Below are 19791 nucleotides of genomic sequence, written 5' to 3'. Positions count from 1 at the left end.
GCCGTACGGATACGGTCGCTCCCGGCTCCGGCCGGATCGCGCGTGGCTAGAGCTGCCGCGCGACCTCGGTCGCCCAGTAGGTCAGGATCATGTTCGCCCCGGCGCGCTTGATGCCGGTGAGGGTCTCCATGATCGCCCGGTCGCGGTCGATCCAGCCGTTGGCCGCGGCGGCCTCGACCATCGCGTACTCGCCGCTGATCTGGTACGCGGCGACCGGCACGTCGACCGCCTCCGCGACCTTGGCGAGGATGTCCAGGTAGGGCAGGGCCGGCTTGACCATGACCATGTCCGCGCCCTCGGCGAGGTCGAGCGCGAGCTCGCGCAGCGACTCCCGGACGTTGGCCGGGTCCTGCTGGTACGTCTTGCGGTCGCCCTGGAGCGACGAGCCGACGGCCTCCCGGAAGGGGCCGTAGAACGCGGAGGCGTACTTCGCGGTGTAGGCGAGGACCGAGACGTCCTCGTGGCCGGTCTGGTCGAGCGCGTCGCGGATGACGCCGACCTGACCGTCCATCATGCCGCTCGGGCCGACCACGTGGACGCCCGCGTCCGCCTGGACCTGCGCCATCTCGGCGTAGCGCTCCAGGGTGGCGTCGTTGTCCACCCGGCCCTCGGAGTCGAGGACCCCGCAGTGGCCGTGGTCGGTGTACTCGTCCAGGCACAGGTCGGACATGATGACGAGGTCGTCGCCGACCTCGGCCCGCACGTCCCGGATGGCGACCTGGAGGATGCCGTCGGGGTCGGTGCCGGCGGTGCCGGCCGCGTCCTTCTTGGCGTCCTCGGGCACGCCGAAGAGCATGATCCCGGAGACCCCGGCCGCCAGCGCCTCGACGGCCGCCTTCCGCAGGGTGTCACGGGTGTGCTGGACGACCCCGGGCATCGCGGAGATCGGCACCGGCTCCTTGGCGCCCTCCCGCACGAAGGCGGGAAGGATCAGGTCGGCCGGGTGCAGCCGGGTCTCCGCGACCATGCGGCGCATGGTGGGGGTGGTGCGCAGGCGCCGGGGGCGGGACCCCGGGAACGTGCCGTACGTGGTGCTCAACTCCGTGCCCTTCTACGCGATCCGGGCCGCCGCTCGCTCGGGCGCGTGACCGGGTCGCCGGCCTCCAGGGCCGCGTCGCGCCGGGCCGCGCCGAAGTCCGCGAGCGCCTCGGCGAGCTTGTGCACCGAGGGCTCGGGCGACAGCACATCCACCCGCAGGCCGTGCTCCTCCGCCGTCTTCGCGGTGGCCGGGCCGATGCAGGCGATGACGGTGACATTGTGCGGCTTGCCGGCGATGCCGACCAAGTTCCGCACGGTGCTGGACGAGGTGAACAGCACCGCGTCGAAGCCACCGCCCTTGATCGCCTCACGGGTCTCGGCCGGCGGCGGCGAGGCCCGGACGGTCCGGTAGGCGGTGACGTCGTCGACCTCCCAGCCCAGCTCGATCAGGCCCGCGACCAGGGTCTCGGTGGCGATGTCGGCGCGCGGCAGGAAGACGCGGTCGATCGGGTCGAAGACCGGGTCGTAGGGCGGCCAGTCCTCCAGCAGGCCGGCGGCCGACTGCTCGCCGCTGGGCACGAGGTCGGGCTTCACACCGAACTCGATCAGCGACCTGGCGGTCTGCTCGCCGACGGCCGCGACCTTGATGCCGGCGAAGGCGCGCGCGTCGAGCCCGTACTCCTCGAACTTCTCGCGCACCGCCTTGACGGCGTTGACGGAGGTGAAGGCGATCCACTCGTAGCGGCCGGTGACCAGGCCCTTGACCGCGCGCTCCATCTGCTGCGGGGTGCGCGGCGGCTCGACCGCGATGGTCGGGACCTCGCTGGGCACGGCGCCGTACGAACGGAGCTGGTCGGAGAGCGAGGCGGCCTGCTCCTTGGTGCGCGGCACGAGGACGTTCCAGCCGAACAGCGGCTTGGACTCGAACCACGAGAGCGGGTCGCGCTGCGCGGCCGCGCTGCGCTCGCCGACCACGGCTATGACGGGCTGCCCGCCGTCCGGGGACGGCAGGACCTTCGCCGCCTTGAGGACCTGGGCGAGGCTGCCCAGGGTGGCGGTCCAGGTGCGCTGGCGGGTGGTGGTGCCGGCGACGGTGACGGTCATCGGGGTGTCGGGCTTGCGCCCGGCGGAGACCAGCTCGGCGGCGGCCGCGACGACCGAGTCGAGGGTGGTCGAGACGACGGCCGTGACCTCGCTCGCGCCGACCTCGGCCCAGCAGGTGGCCGAGGCGGTGCGGGCGTCCACGAAGCGGACGTCCGCGCGGCCCTTGCCGTCCCGCAGCGGCACCCCGGCGTAGGCGGGCACGCCGACGGCCGTGGCGACGCCCGGCACCACCTCGAAGGTGATGCCCTCGTTGGCGCAGGCCAGCATCTCGTCGGCCGCGTTGCCGTCGAGGCCCGGGTCACCGAGGACCGCACGAACGACCCGCCTGCCGCCGCGCGCGGCCGTCATGACAAGATTGGCGGTGTCCCGAAGGACAGGTACTTCCGGGGTACCGACGGTTTTTGATGACTCGTCAGTAACCGTCTGCGCAGGCATGTCCACATGGGCGCGCGCGTGCGCGCGCACCACGTCGAGCACCTGCGGATCGGCGATCAGGACGTCCGCTGCCGCGAGTGCCTCCACGGCGCGCAACGTCAGCAGTCCCGGGTCTCCGGGGCCGGCACCGAGAAAGGTGACGTGCCCGTGCACGGGGTGGTTCGGGGCGGTGGGGTTCAAAGTGCTCGCTCCCCCATAAGACCGGCCGCACCCTTGTCGAGCATCGCTGCGGCGAGCTCGCGGCCAAGGGCCACGGCTTCTTCGCTGGACGACGGCACGGGGCCGGTGGTGGACAGCTGCACCAGCGTCTTGCCGTCGGTCGAGCCGACGACGCCGCGCAGGCGCATTTCGGTGACAACCTGCCCGTCGGCCAACAGGTCGGCCAACGCACCCACGGGTGCGGAGCAGCCGGCCTCCAGGGCGGCGAGCAGGGATCGCTCGGCGGTCACGGCGACCCGGGTGTACGGGTCGTCGAGCTCGGCGAGCCGGGCGACGAGCTGCGCGTTGGTCGCTGCGCACTCGACTGCCAGGGCCCCCTGGCCGGGGGCGGGCAGAACTGCGTCGGGGTCGAGGAACTGGGTGATGTCCTCGGTCCGACCGATTCGGGCGAGACCGGCGGCGGCCAGCACGACGGCGTCCAGCTTCCCGTCGGTGACGAAGCCGATGCGGGTGTCGATGTTGCCGCGGATCGGCACGGTCTCGATCTCCAGCCCGAGCGACCGCGCCCAGGCGTTGAGCTGCGCCGTGCGGCGCGGCGAACCGGTGCCGATCCGGGCGCCCTTCGGCAGCTGCTCGAAGGTCAGCCCGTCCCGGGCGATCAGCGCGTCCCGCGGGTCCTGCCGGACCGGGATCGCGGCCAGGGCGAGGTCGTCCGGCTGCGCGGTCGGCAGGTCCTTCAGCGAGTGCACGGCGAGGTCGATCTCGTCCGCGAGCAGCGCGTCGCGCAGCGCGGAGACGAAGACACCGGTGCCGCCGATCTGCGCGAGGGACTCCCGCGAGACATCGCCGTACGTGGTGATCTCGACCAGCTCCACCGGGCGGCCGGTCAGCTGCCGCACGGTCTCCGCCACCTGCCCGGACTGGGCCATGGCGAGCTTGCTCCGGCGGGTGCCGAGGCGCAGCGGGCGCGTAGAGGTGTCGGTCATGCTGGCTCCCGTGCTGTGGTGTGCGTGTCGGCGCGCGAGTCGGCCCGGCTGACCGCGGCCACCGCCTGCGGGTCCAGGTCGAACAGCTCGCGCAGCGCGTCGGCGTAGCCGGCGCCGCCGGGGGTGGCGGCCAGCTCCTTGATACGCACGGTGGGCGCGTGCAGGAGCTTGTCGACGACGCGGCGCACGGTCTGCGTGATCTCCGCGCGCTGCTTGTCGTCCAGGTCGGGCAGGCGGCCGTCGAGCCGGGCGATCTCGCTCGCGACGACGTCCGCGGCCATGGTGCGCAGGGCGACCACGGTGGGGGTGATGTGCGCGGCCCGCTGGGCGGCGCCGAAGGCGGCGACCTCGTCGGAGACGATGGTGCGCACCTGGTCGACGTCCGCGGCCATGGGCGCGTCGGCGGAGGCCTCGGCCAGCGACTCGATGTCGACGAGCCGGGTGCCCTCGATGCGGTGGGCGGCGGCGTCGATGTCGCGGGGCATGGCGAGGTCGAGCAGCGCGAGGGTCACGGCCGGCGCGGCCGGCGCGTCACCGCTCTGCCGGGGCACGGCGGCGCCCCCGGGCGTACGGGCCGCGAGGGCGCCCCGTATGGCCTCGGCGGTCAGCACCAGGCCGGTCGCGCCCGTGCAGGACACCACGACGTCGGCGCGCGAGAGCTCCTCGGCGACGGCCGTCATCTCCACGGCCTCGGCCGTGAACCCGGCGGCCCCGGGGCCGCCCGGCTCGGTGAGGATCGCGGCGAGGCGCCGGGCCCGCTCGGCGGTGCGGTTGGCGACGGCCACGTGCGCCACGCCCGCGCGCGCGAGCGTGGCCGCCGCGAGGGAGGACATCGAGCCCGCGCCGATGACGAGGGCGCGCTTGCCCAGGGCCCACTCGGGCACGGCGGTGCCTGCCGCGAGCTGCTCCAGGCCGAAGGTGACCAGGGACTGGCCGGCCCGGTCGATGCCCGTCTCGCTGTGGGCGCGCTTGCCGACCCGCAGGGCCTGCTGGAAGAGGTCGTTCAGCAGCCGGCCCGCGGTGTGCAGCTCCTGGCCGAGCGCGAGGGCGTCCTTGATCTGGCCGAGGATCTGGCCCTCGCCAACGACCATGGAGTCCAGCCCGCAGGCCACCGAGAAGAGGTGGTGGACGGCCCGGTCCTCGTAGTGCACATAGAGATACGGAGTGAGCTCGTCCAGCCCGACGCCCGTGTGCTGGGCGAGCAGCGTGGACAGCTCGGCGACGCCCGCGTGGAACTTGTCCACGTCGGCGTAGAGCTCGATGCGGTTGCAGGTGGCGAGGACCGTCGCCTCGGTGGCGGGCTCCGCCGCGAGGGTGTCCTGGACGAGCTTGGCCTGCGCGTCCCGCGTGAGGGCGGCGCGCTCCAGCACGCTGACCGGCGCGCTGCGGTGGCTCAGTCCGACGACGAGGAGACTCATGCCGGCATCACGGCGGGGACATCCCCGTCCGGGCCCTTCCGGCTCGCCGAGGAGCGGACGCCCGCACCCGAGCGGGTGGCCGCCGCGGCGGGCGCGACGGAGGACGCGCTGTCCTCGCCGGCCTTGCGCTGCTCGTGGAAGGCGAGGATCTGGAGCTCGATGGAGAGGTCGACCTTACGGACGTCCACGCCCTCCGGGACGGAGAGGACGGTGGGCGCGAAGTTGAGGATCGAGGTGACCCCGGCGGCGACCAGGCGGTCGCAGACCTGCTGGGCGGCACCGGCGGGCGTGGCGATGACGCCGATGGACACGCCGTTGTCGCTGATGATCGCTTCGAGCTCGTCGGTGTGGCGCACGGGCAGCCCGGCGACCGGCTTGCCGGCCATGGCCGGGTCCGCGTCGATCAGGGCCGCGACGCGGAAGCCGCGGGAGGCGAAGCCGCCGTAGTTGGCGAGCGCCGCGCCGAGGTTGCCGATGCCGACGATGACGACCGGCCAGTCCTGGGTCAGGCCGAGCTCACGGGAGATCTGGTAGACGAGGTACTCGACGTCGTAGCCGACACCACGGGTGCCGTACGAGCCGAGGTAGCTGAAGTCCTTGCGGAGCTTGGCGGAATTGACGCCCGCCGCGGTCGCGAGTTCCTCGGAGGAGACCGTGGGCACCGAGCGCTCGGAGAGCGCCGTCAGTGCACGCAGATACAGCGGTAGCCGGGCGACGGTGGCCTCGGGAATCCCTCGGCTTCGGGTCGCCGGTCGGTGAGTTCGGCCAGTTGCCACGGTGCTCCTGCGGGTAGAGCGGGGCTGCGGGCGGCGCCTCGTCCCAGGACCGCCCCGTCGAACGCAGGCTATGCCTTTGTGAACGCGTGCACAAAGATGGTGTCCGCTTTGTCCGGGCAAAGTGACCGGCGTCACGCGGAGTTTCGACCCGATCCGGGAACCATCGACCGCACCTCCGCGACCGCCGTACGGGTGGGCCTCACACCCGGGGTGCACCGACGGGAACACGCGCCCACACTCCCCGTCTCCCTGACCCCGCTCACCGACAAATCGACACATGATGGTAGTCGACCCAGGCACCCATTCGGGACGTTTCGATCCCGGGCGAACGGGCGCGGCACAATGGCCGCCATGACTCCGCTGCTGGGCCGACGCGCCCGTAAGAACCCCGCCGACAGCACGGTCACCCTGATCGGCAAGCCCGGTTGTCATCTGTGCGACGCCGCCGAGTCCGTCATCGCCGAGGTCTGCGGCGAGCTGGGCGCCCGCTGGGAGAAGAAGGACATCACCCAGGACGAGGAGCTGCACCGCAAGTACTGGGAGCAGATCCCGGTGATCCTGGTCGACGGCGCGCAGCACGACTTCTGGCGGGTGGACCCGGCACGGCTGAGGCGCGCGCTCGGCGCATGACGCGCGGGGAGTGACCGGACCGTCGCAGGATGTTCACACCACCGAATCGTCCCGGCTCCGGTTACCCCGAACACACTGGCTATGCTCCCCGTATGGCCGCACTGGGATGGATCACTCCGCGCAGGCGCTCCGCCACGGCACGCAGCGTGCTCGCCGGCGAGGCCGCGGCGGAGGCAGCCCGCAAGTCCGCGCAGGAGAACGAGGAGGCCGCGGAGGCCGCCGCGCGCGCCGCGGAGGAGTCCGAGGGCCCCGCCGAGCCGGAGTTCCCCGTCGCCGGCGACGTCCGGGCAGCCGCCTTCTTCGACCTCGACAACACGGTCATGCAGGGCGCCGCGCTCTTCCACTTCGGCCGCGGCCTCTACAAGCGGCACTTCTTCCGCAAGCGCGAGCTGGCGCGCTTCGCGTGGCAGCAGGCCTGGTTCCGGCTCGCGGGCGTCGAGGACCCCGAGCACATGCAGGACGCGCGCGACAGCGCCCTGTCGATCGTCCAGGGCCACCGCGTCTCCGAGCTGATGTCCATCGGCGAGGAGATCTACGACGAGTACATGGCCGAGCGCATCTGGCCGGGCACCCGGGCGCTCGCCCAGGCCCACCTGGACGCCGGGCAGAAGGTCTGGCTGGTCACCGCCGCGCCCATCGAGACCGCGACGATCATCGCCCGCCGGCTGGGCCTGACCGGCGCGCTGGGCACGGTCGCCGAGTCCATCGGCGGCGTCTACACCGGCAAGCTCGTCGGTGAGCCGCTGCACGGCCCCGCGAAGGCCGAGGCCGTCCGGGCGCTGGCCGCGGCCGAGGGCCTGGAGCTGGCCCGCTGCGCGGCCTACAGCGACTCCGCCAACGACATCCCGATGCTGTCGCTCGTCGGCTACCCCTACGCCGTCAACCCCGACGGCCGGCTGCGCAAGCACGCGCGGGAGCACGGCTGGCGGCTGCGCGACTACCGGACGGGCCGCAAGGCGGCCAAGGTCGGCATCCCGGCCGCGGCCGGCGTGGGCGCGCTCGCGGGCGGCGCCGCCGCGGCGATCGCCCTGCACCGCCGCCGCCGCTGACCCGGGGCCGGGGCCGACGAGGCCCCGGCGGACACTGACGGGCACTGACCGGCACTGACCGGCACTGACGGACCCTCGCGGGCACTGACAAGGCGCTGCCGGGCCCCGGCAGGCACGGCGCCGGCCCCCGAGAGATCCCCGGCGGGCGCACGGCGGGCCCGCGGCCGCCTCCGGGCGTCAACGCGGGGCACTCACATCGCGCCACCGGAGAGCGACAGCCACCCGGCCGTTCGACCACGGTGCGTAATCACCCGTCACTCTCAGGCAATCCTTTCTTCATACCCTCACACGGCCCCCCTCAGTCCTCCCCTGCCCGGATTGCCACAACACGCTGCCCATTCGGCCACACCCTCGCCAAATCCGGTCAACTTCCTTTCATAGTTCGATATTTGATCGGTCACCAAGAGGTAAGAGATCGAACGGAAACGGTGATTTGAGCAACTCGGTGTAGTGCTGCCTGTACGAAGCGTTATTCTCCTCAGACGCAAACCGGTACCCCCTTGTCCCTACGACGAGTGAACGGTTCCGTACTGCACGTGATGGAAGCTCTGCCTCTGGGAGTCCCGTGTACCCACACGTCGGGGTTGACGCCTCGGGCCTGGCTACGCTGCGCGCAACGGTCCTCGACCGTCTGCGCGGCTTCGTCCCCACCGCGTACGCCGTCCCTGCCTTCGCCACACCCGTCCCCGCCGGTCCCTGCTACGCCGGTCCCTGCTACGCCCTCGCCGAGAGCGGTGCCGCGGTCGGCAGACGCGCCCGCCGCGGCGCCGGTTCCGGTACGTCCACGGCGCCCACGACCACCCGCCGTCCGAGCGCCGACAGCGACAGCGCCCGCATGCTCGACCTGGTCGAGCGCGCCCAGGCCGGCGAGGCCGAGGCCTTCGGCCGGCTCTACGACCAGTACGCCGACACGGTCTACCGCTACATCTACTACCGCGTGGGCGGCCGGGCCACGGCCGAGGACCTCACGAGTGAGACGTTCCTGCGCGCCCTGCGCCGCATCGGCACCTTCACCTGGCAGGGCCGTGACTTCGGCGCCTGGCTGGTGACGATCGCCCGCAATCTGGTCGCCGACCACTTCAAGTCGTCGAGATTCCGGCTCGAGGTGACCACCGGCGAGATGCTCGACGCCAACGAGGTCGAGCGCAGCCCCGAGGACTCCGTCCTGGAGTCCCTGTCCAACGCCGCACTCCTGGAAGCGGTGCGCAAGCTCAACCCCCAGCAGCAGGAGTGCGTCACCCTGCGCTTCCTCCAGGGCCTCTCGGTCGCCGAGACCGCCCGCGTCATGGGGAAGAACGAAGGCGCCATCAAGACCCTCCAGTACCGCGCGGTGCGCACCCTGGCCCGCCTCCTCCCGGACGACGCACGCTGACCCGGTGCGTCCGTTCACTCACCAGCGGTCACATCTCCCAGGGCGCGTAACCCGGCCGCCGCGCCGCTCGTTGTGCGGGATGCAGACTCCCTGCGGTCACGCCATGCCCGCAGCCACTCACTCGAAGGAGTGGATGCGCTCATGGCGTGCAACCCTCCAGGTTTTCAGGGGAGTCGACCGTCATGACGAGAGGAGGTGCCGCCTGTGATCGCGAACGTTTCGGCGCACCGGCGGGCGAACGCCTTCGCCCAGGCCCTGGAGGACCAGGAACTCCAGGGCGCGGCGGCCACACAGCCCGGCCCATCGGTGGACGACACCGAGAAGGGCAAGCTGCTGGCGCTGGTGGGCGAGCTCGGCGGCCTGCCCGCGCCCGAGCTCGACCCCGAGACGAGAACGGTCCAGCGGGCGCGGCTGATCGCCGCCATGGAGACGCAGTTCGCCGAGGGGTCCGCCGGGATCCCCGAGCCCCGCTCGGGCCGCTCGTCGAAGCGCGGCGCGCACCGCGCGCTCAACCGCCTCAAGCCGCGCTCCCGCTGGTCCAAGGGGCTCGCGGCCGGCGGCCTCACGGTCGGCGTGGCGGCGGGCGCGTTCGGCGGCGTCGCCGCCGCCAGCTCCAGCGCCCTGCCGGGCGATCACCTCTATCCGCTCAAGCGCGGCATGGAGGACTTCCGCCTCGGCCTCGCCGACGACGACTCCGACCGCGGCGGGATGCTGCTCGACCAGGCGGCCACCCGCCTCCAGGAGGCCCGCCGCCTCCTGGAGCGCGGCCGCTCGGGCCCCCTCGACCACGAGGACCTGGGCGAGATCCGCAAGACGCTGTCCGGCATGCGCCACGACGTCTCGGAAGGCCACCGCCTGCTCCACCAGGCGTACAAGCGGGACCGCTCCCTCGGCCCCATCCAGCGCCTCTCGTCCTTCACGGCGCTGCACCGGGAGGGCTGGAGCCAGCTGCGCGACAAGCTCCCGGTCCAGCTGTCCGACGTCGGGGACGACGTCAGCTCGCTGATGGCGGCCATAGACCATGAGGTCGGCCCGCTGCGGTCGCTGCTGCCCACCTCCTCGGGCAAGCACGGCGGCGCCGAGCCCCACCCCGGCGTGTCCTCCCACGGTGCCTCGGGCCGGTCCGGCCACTCCGCCCCGCCGCCCCAGGCGTCCGCGGAGTCCGAGGGCAAGCACCCCGGCGGCCACGGTCAGCGGCGCTCCACGGCCCCCGGCGGCCATGAGGACCACCAGGGCCTCATCGGCGGCACGGGGCTGCTCCAGCCCCCGCCCAGCCCCGGGGGCTCCACCCCCGCCGGGCCCACGCACGGCGGCAAGGACGGCAAGCAGTCCAAGCAGCCGGACATCACCATCCCGCCGCTCCTCCCGGAGATCCTTCCGGGCCTCGGCATCCAGGGCGACGAAGAGAAATAGGGCAGCGGCACCGGCCGCCGCCCCGGCGGTCGGTGTTCTTCCCTCGGACTCCAGAAGAACACCGGCCGCCGCGACCGCTTCAGAAGAACCCGATCAGAAGAAGACCGACCGACGCTGGACGAGCAGCTTGTACAGCGTGTGCTGAATCGTTTCTCGCACCTGGTCGGTGAGGTTGAACATCAGCATCGGATCGTCCGCCGCCTCCGGCGGATACCCGTCCGTCGGGATCGGCTCGCCGAACTGGATCGTCCACTTCGTCGGCAGCGGCACCACGCCCAGCGGTCCCAGCCAGGGGAAGGTCGGTGTCAGCGGGAAGTAGGGGATCCCGAGCAGCCGGGCGAGGGTCCTGGAGTTGCCCACCATCGGGAAGATCTCCTCGGCGCCCACGATCGAGCACGGCACGATCGGCGCCCCGGCACGCAGTGCCGTCTGGACGAAGCCGCCCCGCCCGAAGCGCTGGAGCTTGTACCGCTCCGAGAACGGCTTCCCGATCCCCTTGAACCCCTCCGGCATCACCCCGACCACCTCGCCGCGCTCCAGCAGCTCCTGCGCGTCCTCCGCGCACGCGAGGGTGTGCCCGAGCTTGCGGGCGATCTCGTTGACGACCGGCAGGACGAAGACCAGGTCCGCCGCCAGCATCCGGATGTGCCGCCCCGCCGGGTGGTGGTCGTGCACCGCGACCTGGAGCATCAGCCCGTCGACCGGCAGCGTGCCGGAGTGGTTGGCGACGATCAGCGCGGCGCCCTTGTCCGGGATGTTCTCGACGCCCTTCACCTCGACCCGGAAGTACTTCTCGTACAGCGGGCGGAGCGCGGACATCACGACCTGGTCGGTGAGCTCCTGGTCGTAGCCGAAGTCGTCCACCTCGTACTCACCGGTGATCCGCCGGCGCAGGAAGTTCAGCCCGTGGGCCAGCTTCCGGTCCCAGCCGCCGTCGCCCTCGGACGTACCCGCCCCGCCCCGGCCGCTCTCCGCCGGGCCCGCCTGCGCGGGGACGGTGGGCGCCTCGGCGTCCTGCTCGGGCGCGGCCTGCGTGAGGACCCTCCCGACGGGCGCCAGGGCCGACGTGCGGTCCGTACGGGCCCGGCCCACCCGCTTGCCCTTCCGCTTGGCCCGCGGCTCCTCACCGAACGGGATGACCTTCGCGTCCGCCATCGTGGGTGCGCTCCTCAGTTCTGGCCACGGCCGGCAGGCAGGGCCGCGGCGATCCGGTCGACGGTACGGGCGAGGGTGGCGGGTGGCAGCAGCCCCGGGGCCCGGCTGCGCGCGTAGTCCTCGAAGGCTCCCGCGGTGGTGTAGCGGGGTTCGAAGCCCAGTGTCTCGCGCATCTGGGTGGTCCGGACGACACGGCCATGGGTGAGGAGCCGGATCTGCTCGGGCGAGAAGTCCGTCATGCCGGCCGAACGCAGCGCGGAGCCGACCCAGGTGACGGTCGGCAGGAAGAACGGCAGGGTGGGCCGTCCGAGGCGCCGGGCGGCCTGGGAGAGCAGCAGCACCCCGTCGCCCGCGATGTTGAAGGTGCCGCTGTTGAGCGTGGCCCGGCGCGGCTCGCCGGCGGCTATCCGCAGCACCTCGATGACGTCGTCCTCGTGGACGAACTGGAGCCGCGGGTCGAAGCCGAGCACGGTGGGCAGCACGGGCAGCGCGAAGTACTGGGCGAGCGGGGAGTCCGCGCGGGGCCCGAGGATGTTGGCGAAGCGCAGCACGCACACGGCCACGTCGGGCCGGCGGCGCGCGAAGCCGCGCACATAGCCCTCCACCTCGACGGCGTCCTTGGCGAAGCCACCGCTGGGCAGGGACTTGGGCGGAGTGGTCTCGGTGAAGATCGCGGGGTCGCGGGGCGCGGACCCGTAGACATTGGTGCTCGACTTCACCACGAGCCGCTTCACGCTGGGGGTCTTCTGGCAGGCGCCCAGCAGCTGCATGGTGCCGATGACGTTGGTCTCCTTGACCGTGGCCCGGCTGCCGCGCTTGCCCAGGGGGGTGCCGTTCACATCCATATGGACGACGGTGTCGACACGGTGTTCGGCCAGAAGCCTGCCGATCGTGGGATGGCGGATGTCCGCCCGTAGGAAATCGGCCCCGCCGAGATGGTGCTCGGGTGGCACCGCGTCCACCCCGATGACCCGGTCCACGTCGGGCTCGCGCTGGATGCGCCGGACGAAGCGGCCCCCCAGTTGCCGTGCGACTCCGGTGACGAGCACGACCTTGCCCAAGATCAGCGCCTTCCTTCCCCGCCCATGCCCCGGTTTGCTCGGATCACTCGGGCCCGTCGCGTCGCGCCACGAGTGGTGCTGCCGCGGCCACCGTAGCGGGTCGTTGTTGCGCTGTGATGACCGGCCGCTGCACGGAGCTACATTTCAAGCCGTAGCGAAAGCTTCACGCACCGCAACGCACCGCAGCCCCCCCACCGCCTGAGCGGTGGAGGGGCTGCGGGTCGAGCACAGCGGCGCTGCTTACTTCTTGTTGCGACGCTGAACACGCGTGCGCTTGAGCAGCTTGCGGTGCTTCTTCTTGGCCATCCGCTTGCGCCGCTTCTTGATAACAGAGCCCACGACTACCCTCGCTTACATCGATTCACTCGGTGCGGGGCGTCCGAGCCCACACGACCTACATCGGGCCAGCCTACCCGGCACCGGGCGAACAGCGTAATCCGAGGTCCACGTCAGGCTGTTTCCACCCCCACGTAGGACTCTCGGAGGTACTCGTGCACCGCTTGCTCTGGGACCCGGAACGACCTTCCCACCCGGATCGCCGGCAGATGACCACTGTGCACCAAGCGGTACACGGTCATCTTGGACACTCGCATCACCGCGGCGACTTCCGCCACGGTCAGGAACACGACCTCGTTGAGAGGCCTCTCGCCAGCAGCCATGACACACCTGAACCTTCCGCACATGACGCGCACCGGCTTCCCCTCCGGTGACTCCTCGTCGCTGCGCGCTCACTCCCCAGGTTAGGGGCGCGTGATGCGAGTGGGGAAGAGGAGCAGCCATCGGCCGCCTACTGTGACAGACACGCTCGATTGAGTACATAGCGAGTAAGCGGTCGGTAGTAATCAGACCGCACAGTGTCATCAAGCGGAACCACGACGGACACCCGCCCCTCGGCCTCTCCGACGAACGGCGCGGGGTCGTCCGAGTCCGCCAGCCCAATGGCCTCAATGCCCAGCTGACCTGCCCCGCAGACCCATCCGTGGTCCCCCACGACCAGGGCCGGCAGTGGTCCGTCCCCGTCCATCGCGGCAGCCAGCGCCGTACGAAGCGGGAGCGGCGAATGCGTATGTGCGCCCGGCTCACTTCCCGCCCCTCGCGCGCCGGGTTCACGCACCAGCGCGACGCCTCGAACGTAGTCAAGGTTGTAAGTGCGTACCCCGAACCGGGTCGTTATGTCGACACTTCGACCCTGCGCCGGGGTGAGGACAGTGCATCCCTTCGCCGAGAGCCCGGCGGCCAACCCGGCGTAGAAACCCAGGAGTCGGTGGGGGTGCCCGGTACCGAGCAGCACCGGTGCGCCTGTGGCTGCCACCGTCGCGAGCCGGTCCGCGAAGGCATCGAGTGCCGCGATCGTACGATCGGGGTCGATCACATCCTGCCCCGAGGCATGGTCCGGGTCGGCCGAAACCCCACACCTTCGGCCCATCAGCTGTAACAAATCCCCCAGGAGCCAGTCCCGTTCGGGCTCCAGACCGATCAGCGCCCGGGGGTCCCGGGCCACGAACATGCGGTACCGGTTCAGGCTCCGCTCCCGCGTGGTCGCCACGGGACCGGCCAGCCGGGCGGCCAGCAGATGGGCACGCAAGGTGCCGGGGCTCAACACAGGTCCGATGCTGGCGGACGCCCGGGCACCGCGTCGAAGTTCACCCGGGAGTTCCCACGCCTGGCCTAACGTACCGGCAAGTAAGCAAGCCGCACAGGCCACTCCAAGGGCATCGGCACCACCAGACGTACGTCCATCCGGGTTGCACACCTGTCACTGGCGTACAGCCCGCCCCAGGACCTCCGTTGGCCCCTCGCCCGCGGGTTCCCCCGGCCACCCGCACGTGGACGGCGCGGAGAGCCCCCGGGCCGACCGGCTCAGGGCAGCAGCCCGTGCGCGGGGAACACCGCCCGCCGCGCCGCCAGTATCGCCTGGTCCAGCCGGTCCGCCGGGTCGTACCCGTGGTCGTCGAAATCCCGCCATTCCGGAGTCCGGCCGTCCGTCATCCGCAGCGGGCCCAACTGCCGTGTACGACGGAACACTTCGGCCCGCCACTCCTCCGGCACCTCCGACTCCGGCGGCACCGGCCGCCCGGCCGCGACGGCCACCAGATGCGTCCAGGACCGCGGCACGACGTCCGCCACGGCGTAGCCACCGCCGCCCAGGGCCACCCACCGGCCGTCCGTGTGCTCGTGGGCCAGCGCGTGGCACGCCTCGGCGACCAGCCGCTGGGCGTCGACCGACACCGCCAGGTGGGCCAGTGGGTCCTCGAAGTGCGTGTCGGCCCCGTGCTGGGTCACCAGCACCTGCGGCCGGAAGGCGGCCACCAGCTCGGGCACCACCGCGTGGAACGCCCGCAGCCACCCGGCGTCTCCGGTCCCGGCCGGCAGCGCCACGTTCACAGCGCTGCCCTCGGCCCCCGGGGCACCCGTCTCCTCGGGCCAGCCGGTCTGCGGGAAGAGGGTGCGGGGGTGCTCGTGCAGGGAGATGGTGAGCACCCGCGGGTCCTCCCAGAACGCCGCCTGCACCCCGTCGCCGTGGTGCACGTCCACGTCCACGTAGACCACCCGTTCGGCGCCCAGCTCCAGCAGCCGGGCCACGGCCAGGGCGGCGTCGTTGTAGACGCAGAAGCCCGACGCGCCACCGGGCATCGCGTGGTGCAGCCCGCCCGCGAAGTTGACGGCGTGCAGCGCCTCGCCGCGCCACACGGCCTCGGCGGCGCCCACGGACTGGCCGGCGATCAGCGCGGCCGCGTCGTGCATCCCGGCGAAGGCCGGCACGTCGGCCGTGCCGATCCCGTACGAGCCGTCGGCGGCCTCCGGGTGCGCCGAGGCCTCGCGGACGGCCGCGATGTAGTCCGCGCGGTGGGCCAGCCGGAGCGTCGACTCCCCGGCCGGCCTGGCCGCGGTGACCCGGAGGGCGCGGTCGAGCCCGAACGCCTCGACCAGCCTCATGGTCAGCGCGAGCCGTACCGGGTCCATCGGGTGCCCCGGACCGAAGTCGTAGCCCGTTACTGCCTCGTCCCACATCAGCTGTGCACGGCCGCTCATGCCCGACACCGTAGCGGGCGGTAACGGGCCCGGAGACGGGGGTCCACGGCACCGGGATCAGACCAGGAGCCGCGGGAGTTCCGTCATTTCGCCGAAGTACGCGGTGGCTCCGGGCATCCGATCGCGCGGGGTCATGGAGGTGAAGGCGAATACGTCCATTCCGGCGGCCACGGCGGCCTCGATTCCCCGTGCGCTGTCCTCGACGACGGCACAGCGCTGAGGGTCCACGCCCATGGACCGCGCGGCGTGGAGGAAGAGGTCCGGCGCCGGCTTGCCCTTGCCGACGTCCTCGGAGCTGAAGATCCACTCTTCTTCGAACCACTCGTCCATGCCGGTGCGCCGGTGTCCGACCCGGATCCGCTCATGGGTGCCGGAGGAGGCCACGCAGTAGGGAATGCCCTCGGCGACGAGGAGCTCCAGGACCTCGGTGGCACCCTTTATGGGCTGGAGGCGCTCTTCGAACGCGGCGAAGGTCCGCGAGTGCAGGGTGTGGTCGAAGTCCGCCGGCAGCTGCTGCCCGGTCCGCTCGAGTACGAGGTCGTGGACGCGGTGCACCGCGGCGCCCATGTAGTCGCGGAGGGAGTCCTCGTAGGTGGTGGGGTGACCCAGCTCCGTGAGGTATGCGGCGAGGATCGTGTTCGCGATCGGTTCGCTGTCGACGAGCACACCGTCGTTGTCGAAGATGACGAGGTCATAGCGCATGACGTCACCCTAAACGCAAAAATGCCTCAGGCCCCGAGTGAAAACTCGGGGCCTGAGGCTAAAAATTGTTCGGCGGCGTCCTACTCTCCCACACGGTCCCCCATGCAGTACCATCGGCGCTGAAAGGCTTAGCTTCCGGGTTCGGAATGTAACCGGGCGTTTCCCTAACGCTATGACCACCGAAACTCTATGAAATTAACGAAACCGGATATCGACACGGGTCGTTACTTCAGAACCTACACAGTGGACGCGAGCAACTGAGGACAAGCCCTCGGCCTATTAGTACCAGTCAGCTCCAACCGTTACCGGTCTTCCACACCTGGCCTATCAACCCAGTCGTCTACTGGGAGCCTTACCCTCTCAAAGGAGGAGGGAGTCCTCATCTCGAAGCAGGCTTCCCGCTTAGATGCTTTCAGCGGTTATCCTTTCCGAACGTAGCCAACCAGCCATGCCCTTGGCAGGACAACTGGCACACCAGAGGTTCGTCCGTCCCGGTCCTCTCGTACTAGGGACAGCCCTTCTCAAGACTCCTACGCGCACAGCGGATAGGGACCGAACTGTCTCACGACGTTCTAAACCCAGCTCGCGTACCGCTTTAATGGGCGAACAGCCCAACCCTTGGGACCGACTCCAGCCCCAGGATGCGACGAGCCGACATCGAGGTGCCAAACCATCCCGTCGATATGGACTCTTGGGGAAGATCAGCCTGTTATCCCCGGGGTACCTTTTATCCGTTGAGCGACGGCGCTTCCACAAGCCACCGCCGGATCACTAGTCCCGACTTTCGTCCCTGCTCGACCCGTCGGTCTCACAGTCAAGCTCCCTTGTGCACTTACACTCAACACCTGATTGCCAACCAGGCTGAGGGAACCTTTGGGCGCCTCCGTTACTCTTTAGGAGGCAACCGCCCCAGTTAAACTACCCACCAGACACTGTCCCTGATCCGGATCACGGACCCAGGTTAGACATCCAGCACGACCAGAGTGGTATTTCAACGACGACTCCACACACACTGGCGTGCATGCTTCACAGTCTCCCACCTATCCTACACAAGCCGAACCGAACACCAATATCAAGCTATAGTAAAGGTCCCGGGGTCTTTCCGTCCTGCTGCGCGAAACGAGCATCTTTACTCGTAGTGCAATTTCACCGGGCCTATGGTTGAGACAGTCGAGAAGTCGTTACGCCATTCGTGCAGGTCGGAACTTACCCGACAAGGAATTTCGCTACCTTAGGATGGTTATAGTTACCACCGCCGTTTACTGGCGCTTAAGTTCTCAGCTTCGCCTGGACGAATCCAAGCTAACCGGTCCCCTTAACGTTCCAGCACCGGGCAGGCGTCAGTCCGTATACATCGCCTTACGGCTTCGCACGGACCTGTGTTTTTAGTAAACAGTCGCTTCTCGCTGGTCTCTGCGGCCACACCCAGCTCAGGAAGTAAATTCCATCACCGGACATGGCCCCCCTTCTCCCGAAGTTACGGGGGCATTTTGCCGAGTTCCTTAACCATAGTTCACCCGAACGCCTCGGTATTCTCTACCTGACCACCTGAGTCGGTTTAGGGTACGGGCCGCCATGAAACTCGCTAGAGGCTTTTCTCGACAGCATAGGATCATCCACTTCACCACAATCGGCTCGGCATCAGGTCTCAGGCTTCATGCTGTCCGGATTTGCCTAGACAGCGCCCTACACCCTTACCCCGGGACAACCACCGCCCGGGCTGGACTACCTTCCTGCGTCACCCCATCGCTTACCTACTACAAGTCTGGTTCGTCGGCTCCACCACTCCCCTCAACTCCGAAGAGATCGGGGCGGCTTCACGGACTTAGCATCGCCTGATTCGATATTGGGCGTTTCAAAGCGGGTACCGGAATATCAACCGGTTGTCCATCGACTACGCCTGTCGGCCTCGCCTTAGGTCCCGACTTACCCTGGGCAGATCAGCTTGACCCAGGAACCCTTAGTCAATCGGCGCACACGTTTCCCACGTGTGTATCGCTACTCATGCCTGCATTCTCACTCGTGAACCGTCCACAACTCGCTTCCGCGGCTGCTTCACCCGGCACACGACGCTCCCCTACCCATCCCAGCCCCCGTTGGGGGTATGTGCTGGAATGACACGACTTCGGCGGTACGCTTGAGCCCCGCTACATTGTCGGCGCGGAATCACTTGACCAGTGAGCTATTACGCACTCTTTCAAGGGTGGCTGCTTCTAAGCCAACCTCCTGGTTGTCTCTGCGACTCCACATCCTTTCCCACTTAGCGTACGCTTAGGGGCCTTAGTCGATGCTCTGGGCTGTTTCCCTCTCGACCATGGAGCTTATCCCCCACAGTCTCACTGCCGCGCTCTCACTTACCGGCATTCGGAGTTTGGCTAAGGTCAGTAACCCGGTAGGGCCCATCGCCTATCCAGTGCTCTACCTCCGGCAAGAAACACACGACGCTGCACCTAAATGCATTTCGGGGAGAACCAGCTATCACGGAGTTTGATTGGCCTTTCACCCCTAACCACAGGTCATCCCCCAGGTTTTCAACCCTGGTGGGTTCGGTCCTCCACGAAGTCTTACCTCCGCTTCAACCTGCCCATGGCTAGATCACTCCGCTTCGGGTCTTGGGCGCGCTACTCAATCGCCCTATTCGGACTCGCTTTCGCTACGGCTTCCCCACACGGGTTAACCTCGCAACACACCGCAAACTCGCAGGCTCATTCTTCAAAAGGCACGCAGTCACGACGCACCGAGCAAGCTCGATGCGCGACGCTCCCACGGCTTGTAGGCACACGGTTTCAGGTACTATTTCACTCCGCTCCCGCGGTACTTTTCACCATTCCCTCACGGTACTATCCGCTATCGGTCACCAGGGAATATTTAGGCTTAACGGGTGGTCCCGCCAGATTCACACGGGATTTCTCGGGCCCCGTGCTACTTGGGTGTCTCTTAAACGAGCCGTTGATGTTTCAGCTACGGGGGTCTTACCCTCTACGCCGGACCTTTCGCATGTCCTTCGCCTACACCAACGGTTTCTGACTCGTCTCACAGCCGGCAGACTATGAAAAAGAGATCCCACAACCCCGCATGCGCAACCCCTGCCGGGTATCACACACATACGGTTTGGCCTCATCCGGTTTCGCTCGCCACTACTCCCGGAATCACGGTTGTTTTCTCTTCCTGCGGGTACTGAGATGTTTCACTTCCCCGCGTTCCCTCCACACTGCCTATGTGTTCAGCAGCGGGTGACAGCCCATGACGACTGCCGGGTTTCCCCATTCGGACACCCCCGGATCAAAGCTTGGTTGACAGCTCCCCGGGGCCTATCGTGGCCTCCCACGTCCTTCATCGGTTCCTGGTGCCAAGGCATCCACCGTGCGCCCTTAAAAACTTGGCCACAGATGCTCGCGTCCACTGTGCAGTTCTCAAGCAACGACCAGCCACCCGTCACCCCCACCTTGCAGTGGAGTTCACCGGGGCCGGCGTTAGAAGGTTCAGACCGAAGTCCGTACCCTCAGACACCCAACAGCGT

The 19791-nt window shown here is 69.3% G+C and carries 16 protein-coding genes and 2 rRNA genes; 4 read left to right on the top strand and 14 right to left on the bottom strand.

All coding sequences use genetic code 11. The annotated features are described in order from the left end of the window. Window positions 1–46: 46 nt before the first annotated feature. From hemB to SMD11_RS18275, 5 genes are read right to left on the bottom strand one after another with little or no spacing between them, the layout of a single operon-like run. Entirely contained in the window at window positions 47–1039 is a 993-nt protein-coding gene (gene hemB, locus SMD11_RS18295) for a porphobilinogen synthase (protein ID WP_087927467.1), read from the bottom strand. Next, window positions 1036–2697, bottom strand: a complete 1662-nt coding sequence (locus SMD11_RS18290) for a uroporphyrinogen-III synthase (protein ID WP_087927466.1) — start codon at window positions 2695–2697, stop codon at window positions 1036–1038. The genes hemB and SMD11_RS18290 overlap by 4 nt, the downstream gene beginning before the upstream one ends. Continuing rightward, window positions 2694–3662, bottom strand: a complete 969-nt coding sequence (gene hemC / locus SMD11_RS18285; protein WP_087927465.1) for a hydroxymethylbilane synthase — start codon at window positions 3660–3662, stop codon at window positions 2694–2696. Before hemC ends, SMD11_RS18290 begins: the two co-directional genes overlap by 4 nt. Continuing rightward, the gene (locus SMD11_RS18280; protein WP_087927464.1) at window positions 3659–5080 is read right to left on the bottom strand and encodes a glutamyl-tRNA reductase; all 1422 of its coding nucleotides are present in this window, start codon (window positions 5078–5080) and stop codon (window positions 3659–3661) included. Before SMD11_RS18280 ends, hemC begins: the two co-directional genes overlap by 4 nt. After that, a complete protein-coding gene (locus SMD11_RS18275) occupies window positions 5077–5856 on the bottom strand; it encodes a redox-sensing transcriptional repressor Rex (RefSeq protein WP_087927463.1) in 780 nt (259 codons plus the stop codon). The genes SMD11_RS18280 and SMD11_RS18275 overlap by 4 nt, the downstream gene beginning before the upstream one ends. Window positions 5857–6207: 351 nt before the next feature. On the opposite strand from SMD11_RS18275, the gene SMD11_RS18270 reads away from it, so the two are divergent. From SMD11_RS18270 to SMD11_RS18255, 4 genes are all read left to right on the top strand, one after another. Beyond that, window positions 6208–6486 carry a glutaredoxin family protein gene (locus SMD11_RS18270; protein ID WP_418952451.1) on the top strand — a complete coding sequence of 93 codons (279 nt, stop codon included), beginning with the start codon at window positions 6208–6210 and terminating at the stop codon, window positions 6484–6486. 92 nt (window positions 6487–6578) lie between these two features. Next, entirely contained in the window at window positions 6579–7535 is a 957-nt protein-coding gene (locus tag SMD11_RS18265) for an HAD family hydrolase (protein WP_087927461.1), read from the top strand. 565 nt (window positions 7536–8100) lie between these two features. Next, window positions 8101–8907, top strand: a complete 807-nt coding sequence (locus SMD11_RS18260) for an ECF subfamily RNA polymerase sigma factor, BldN family (protein ID WP_087927460.1) — start codon at window positions 8101–8103, stop codon at window positions 8905–8907. 204 nt (window positions 8908–9111) lie between these two features. Then, complete coding sequence (locus SMD11_RS18255) at window positions 9112–10320, top strand: DUF5667 domain-containing protein (protein WP_087927459.1); 1209 nt, start codon at window positions 9112–9114, stop codon at window positions 10318–10320. 93 nt (window positions 10321–10413) lie between these two features. Here SMD11_RS18255 and SMD11_RS18250 read toward each other — a convergent pair whose 3' ends face one another. From SMD11_RS18250 to SMD11_RS18210, 9 genes are all read right to left on the bottom strand, one after another. Continuing rightward, window positions 10414–11475 (bottom strand): lysophospholipid acyltransferase family protein, encoded by a 1062-nt coding sequence (locus tag SMD11_RS18250; protein ID WP_087927458.1) that lies wholly within the window; start codon window positions 11473–11475, stop codon window positions 10414–10416. A 14-nt stretch (window positions 11476–11489) separates the two neighbouring features. Further along, the gene (locus SMD11_RS18245; RefSeq protein WP_199843907.1) at window positions 11490–12536 is read right to left on the bottom strand and encodes an NAD-dependent epimerase/dehydratase family protein; all 1047 of its coding nucleotides are present in this window, start codon (window positions 12534–12536) and stop codon (window positions 11490–11492) included. 240 nt (window positions 12537–12776) lie between these two features. After that, window positions 12777–12875, bottom strand: a complete 99-nt coding sequence (locus tag SMD11_RS18240) for a 30S ribosomal protein bS22 (protein ID WP_003948845.1) — start codon at window positions 12873–12875, stop codon at window positions 12777–12779. Window positions 12876–12985: 110 nt separating this feature from the next. Beyond that, window positions 12986–13195, bottom strand: a complete 210-nt coding sequence (locus SMD11_RS18235; RefSeq protein WP_067299677.1) for a helix-turn-helix domain-containing protein — start codon at window positions 13193–13195, stop codon at window positions 12986–12988. Between the two features lie 128 nt (window positions 13196–13323). Next, the gene (locus SMD11_RS18230; protein WP_087927457.1) at window positions 13324–14139 is read right to left on the bottom strand and encodes a phosphatase; all 816 of its coding nucleotides are present in this window, start codon (window positions 14137–14139) and stop codon (window positions 13324–13326) included. Between the two features lie 257 nt (window positions 14140–14396). Beyond that, on the bottom strand, window positions 14397–15569 hold the full coding sequence (locus tag SMD11_RS18225) for an acetoin utilization protein AcuC (protein WP_087927456.1): 1173 nt from the start codon (window positions 15567–15569) through the stop codon (window positions 14397–14399). 57 nt (window positions 15570–15626) lie between these two features. Continuing rightward, window positions 15627–16271, bottom strand: a complete 645-nt coding sequence (locus tag SMD11_RS18220; RefSeq protein WP_087927455.1) for an HAD family hydrolase — start codon at window positions 16269–16271, stop codon at window positions 15627–15629. A gap of 67 nt (window positions 16272–16338) precedes the next feature. Further along, window positions 16339–16455: ribosomal RNA gene (gene rrf, locus SMD11_RS18215) — 5S ribosomal RNA — on the bottom strand. Between the two features lie 75 nt (window positions 16456–16530). Further along, a 23S ribosomal RNA gene (locus SMD11_RS18210) occupies window positions 16531–19656 on the bottom strand. Window positions 19657–19791: the final 135 nt, after the last annotated feature.

It is taken from the genome of Streptomyces albireticuli, assembly GCF_002192455.1.
Taxonomy (GTDB): domain Bacteria; phylum Actinomycetota; class Actinomycetes; order Streptomycetales; family Streptomycetaceae; genus Streptomyces; species Streptomyces albireticuli_B.
The sequence above is the reverse complement of the archived record's forward strand: the minus strand, read 5'-3'. Positions and strand labels throughout refer to the sequence as shown.

Bases quoted from the DNA above. Each gene is read 5' to 3' on its own strand.
- SMD11_RS18250 (WP_087927458.1), bottom strand. From the start codon at position 11,475: ATGGCGGACGCGAAGGTCATCCCGTTCGGTGAGGAGCCGCGGGCCAAG.
- SMD11_RS18235 (WP_067299677.1), bottom strand. From the start codon at position 13,195: ATGGCTGCTGGCGAGAGGCCTCTCAACGAGGTCGTGTTCCTGACCGTG.
- SMD11_RS18220 (WP_087927455.1), bottom strand. From the start codon at position 16,271: ATGCGCTATGACCTCGTCATCTTCGACAACGACGGTGTGCTCGTCGAC.
- SMD11_RS18270 (WP_418952451.1), top strand. From the start codon at position 6,208: ATGACTCCGCTGCTGGGCCGACGCGCCCGTAAGAACCCCGCCGACAGC.
- SMD11_RS18225 (WP_087927456.1), bottom strand. From the start codon at position 15,569: ATGAGCGGCCGTGCACAGCTGATGTGGGACGAGGCAGTAACGGGCTAC.
- hemC (WP_087927465.1), bottom strand. From the start codon at position 3,662: ATGACCGACACCTCTACGCGCCCGCTGCGCCTCGGCACCCGCCGGAGC.
- SMD11_RS18280 (WP_087927464.1), bottom strand. From the start codon at position 5,080: ATGAGTCTCCTCGTCGTCGGACTGAGCCACCGCAGCGCGCCGGTCAGC.
- SMD11_RS18265 (WP_087927461.1), top strand. From the start codon at position 6,579: ATGGCCGCACTGGGATGGATCACTCCGCGCAGGCGCTCCGCCACGGCA.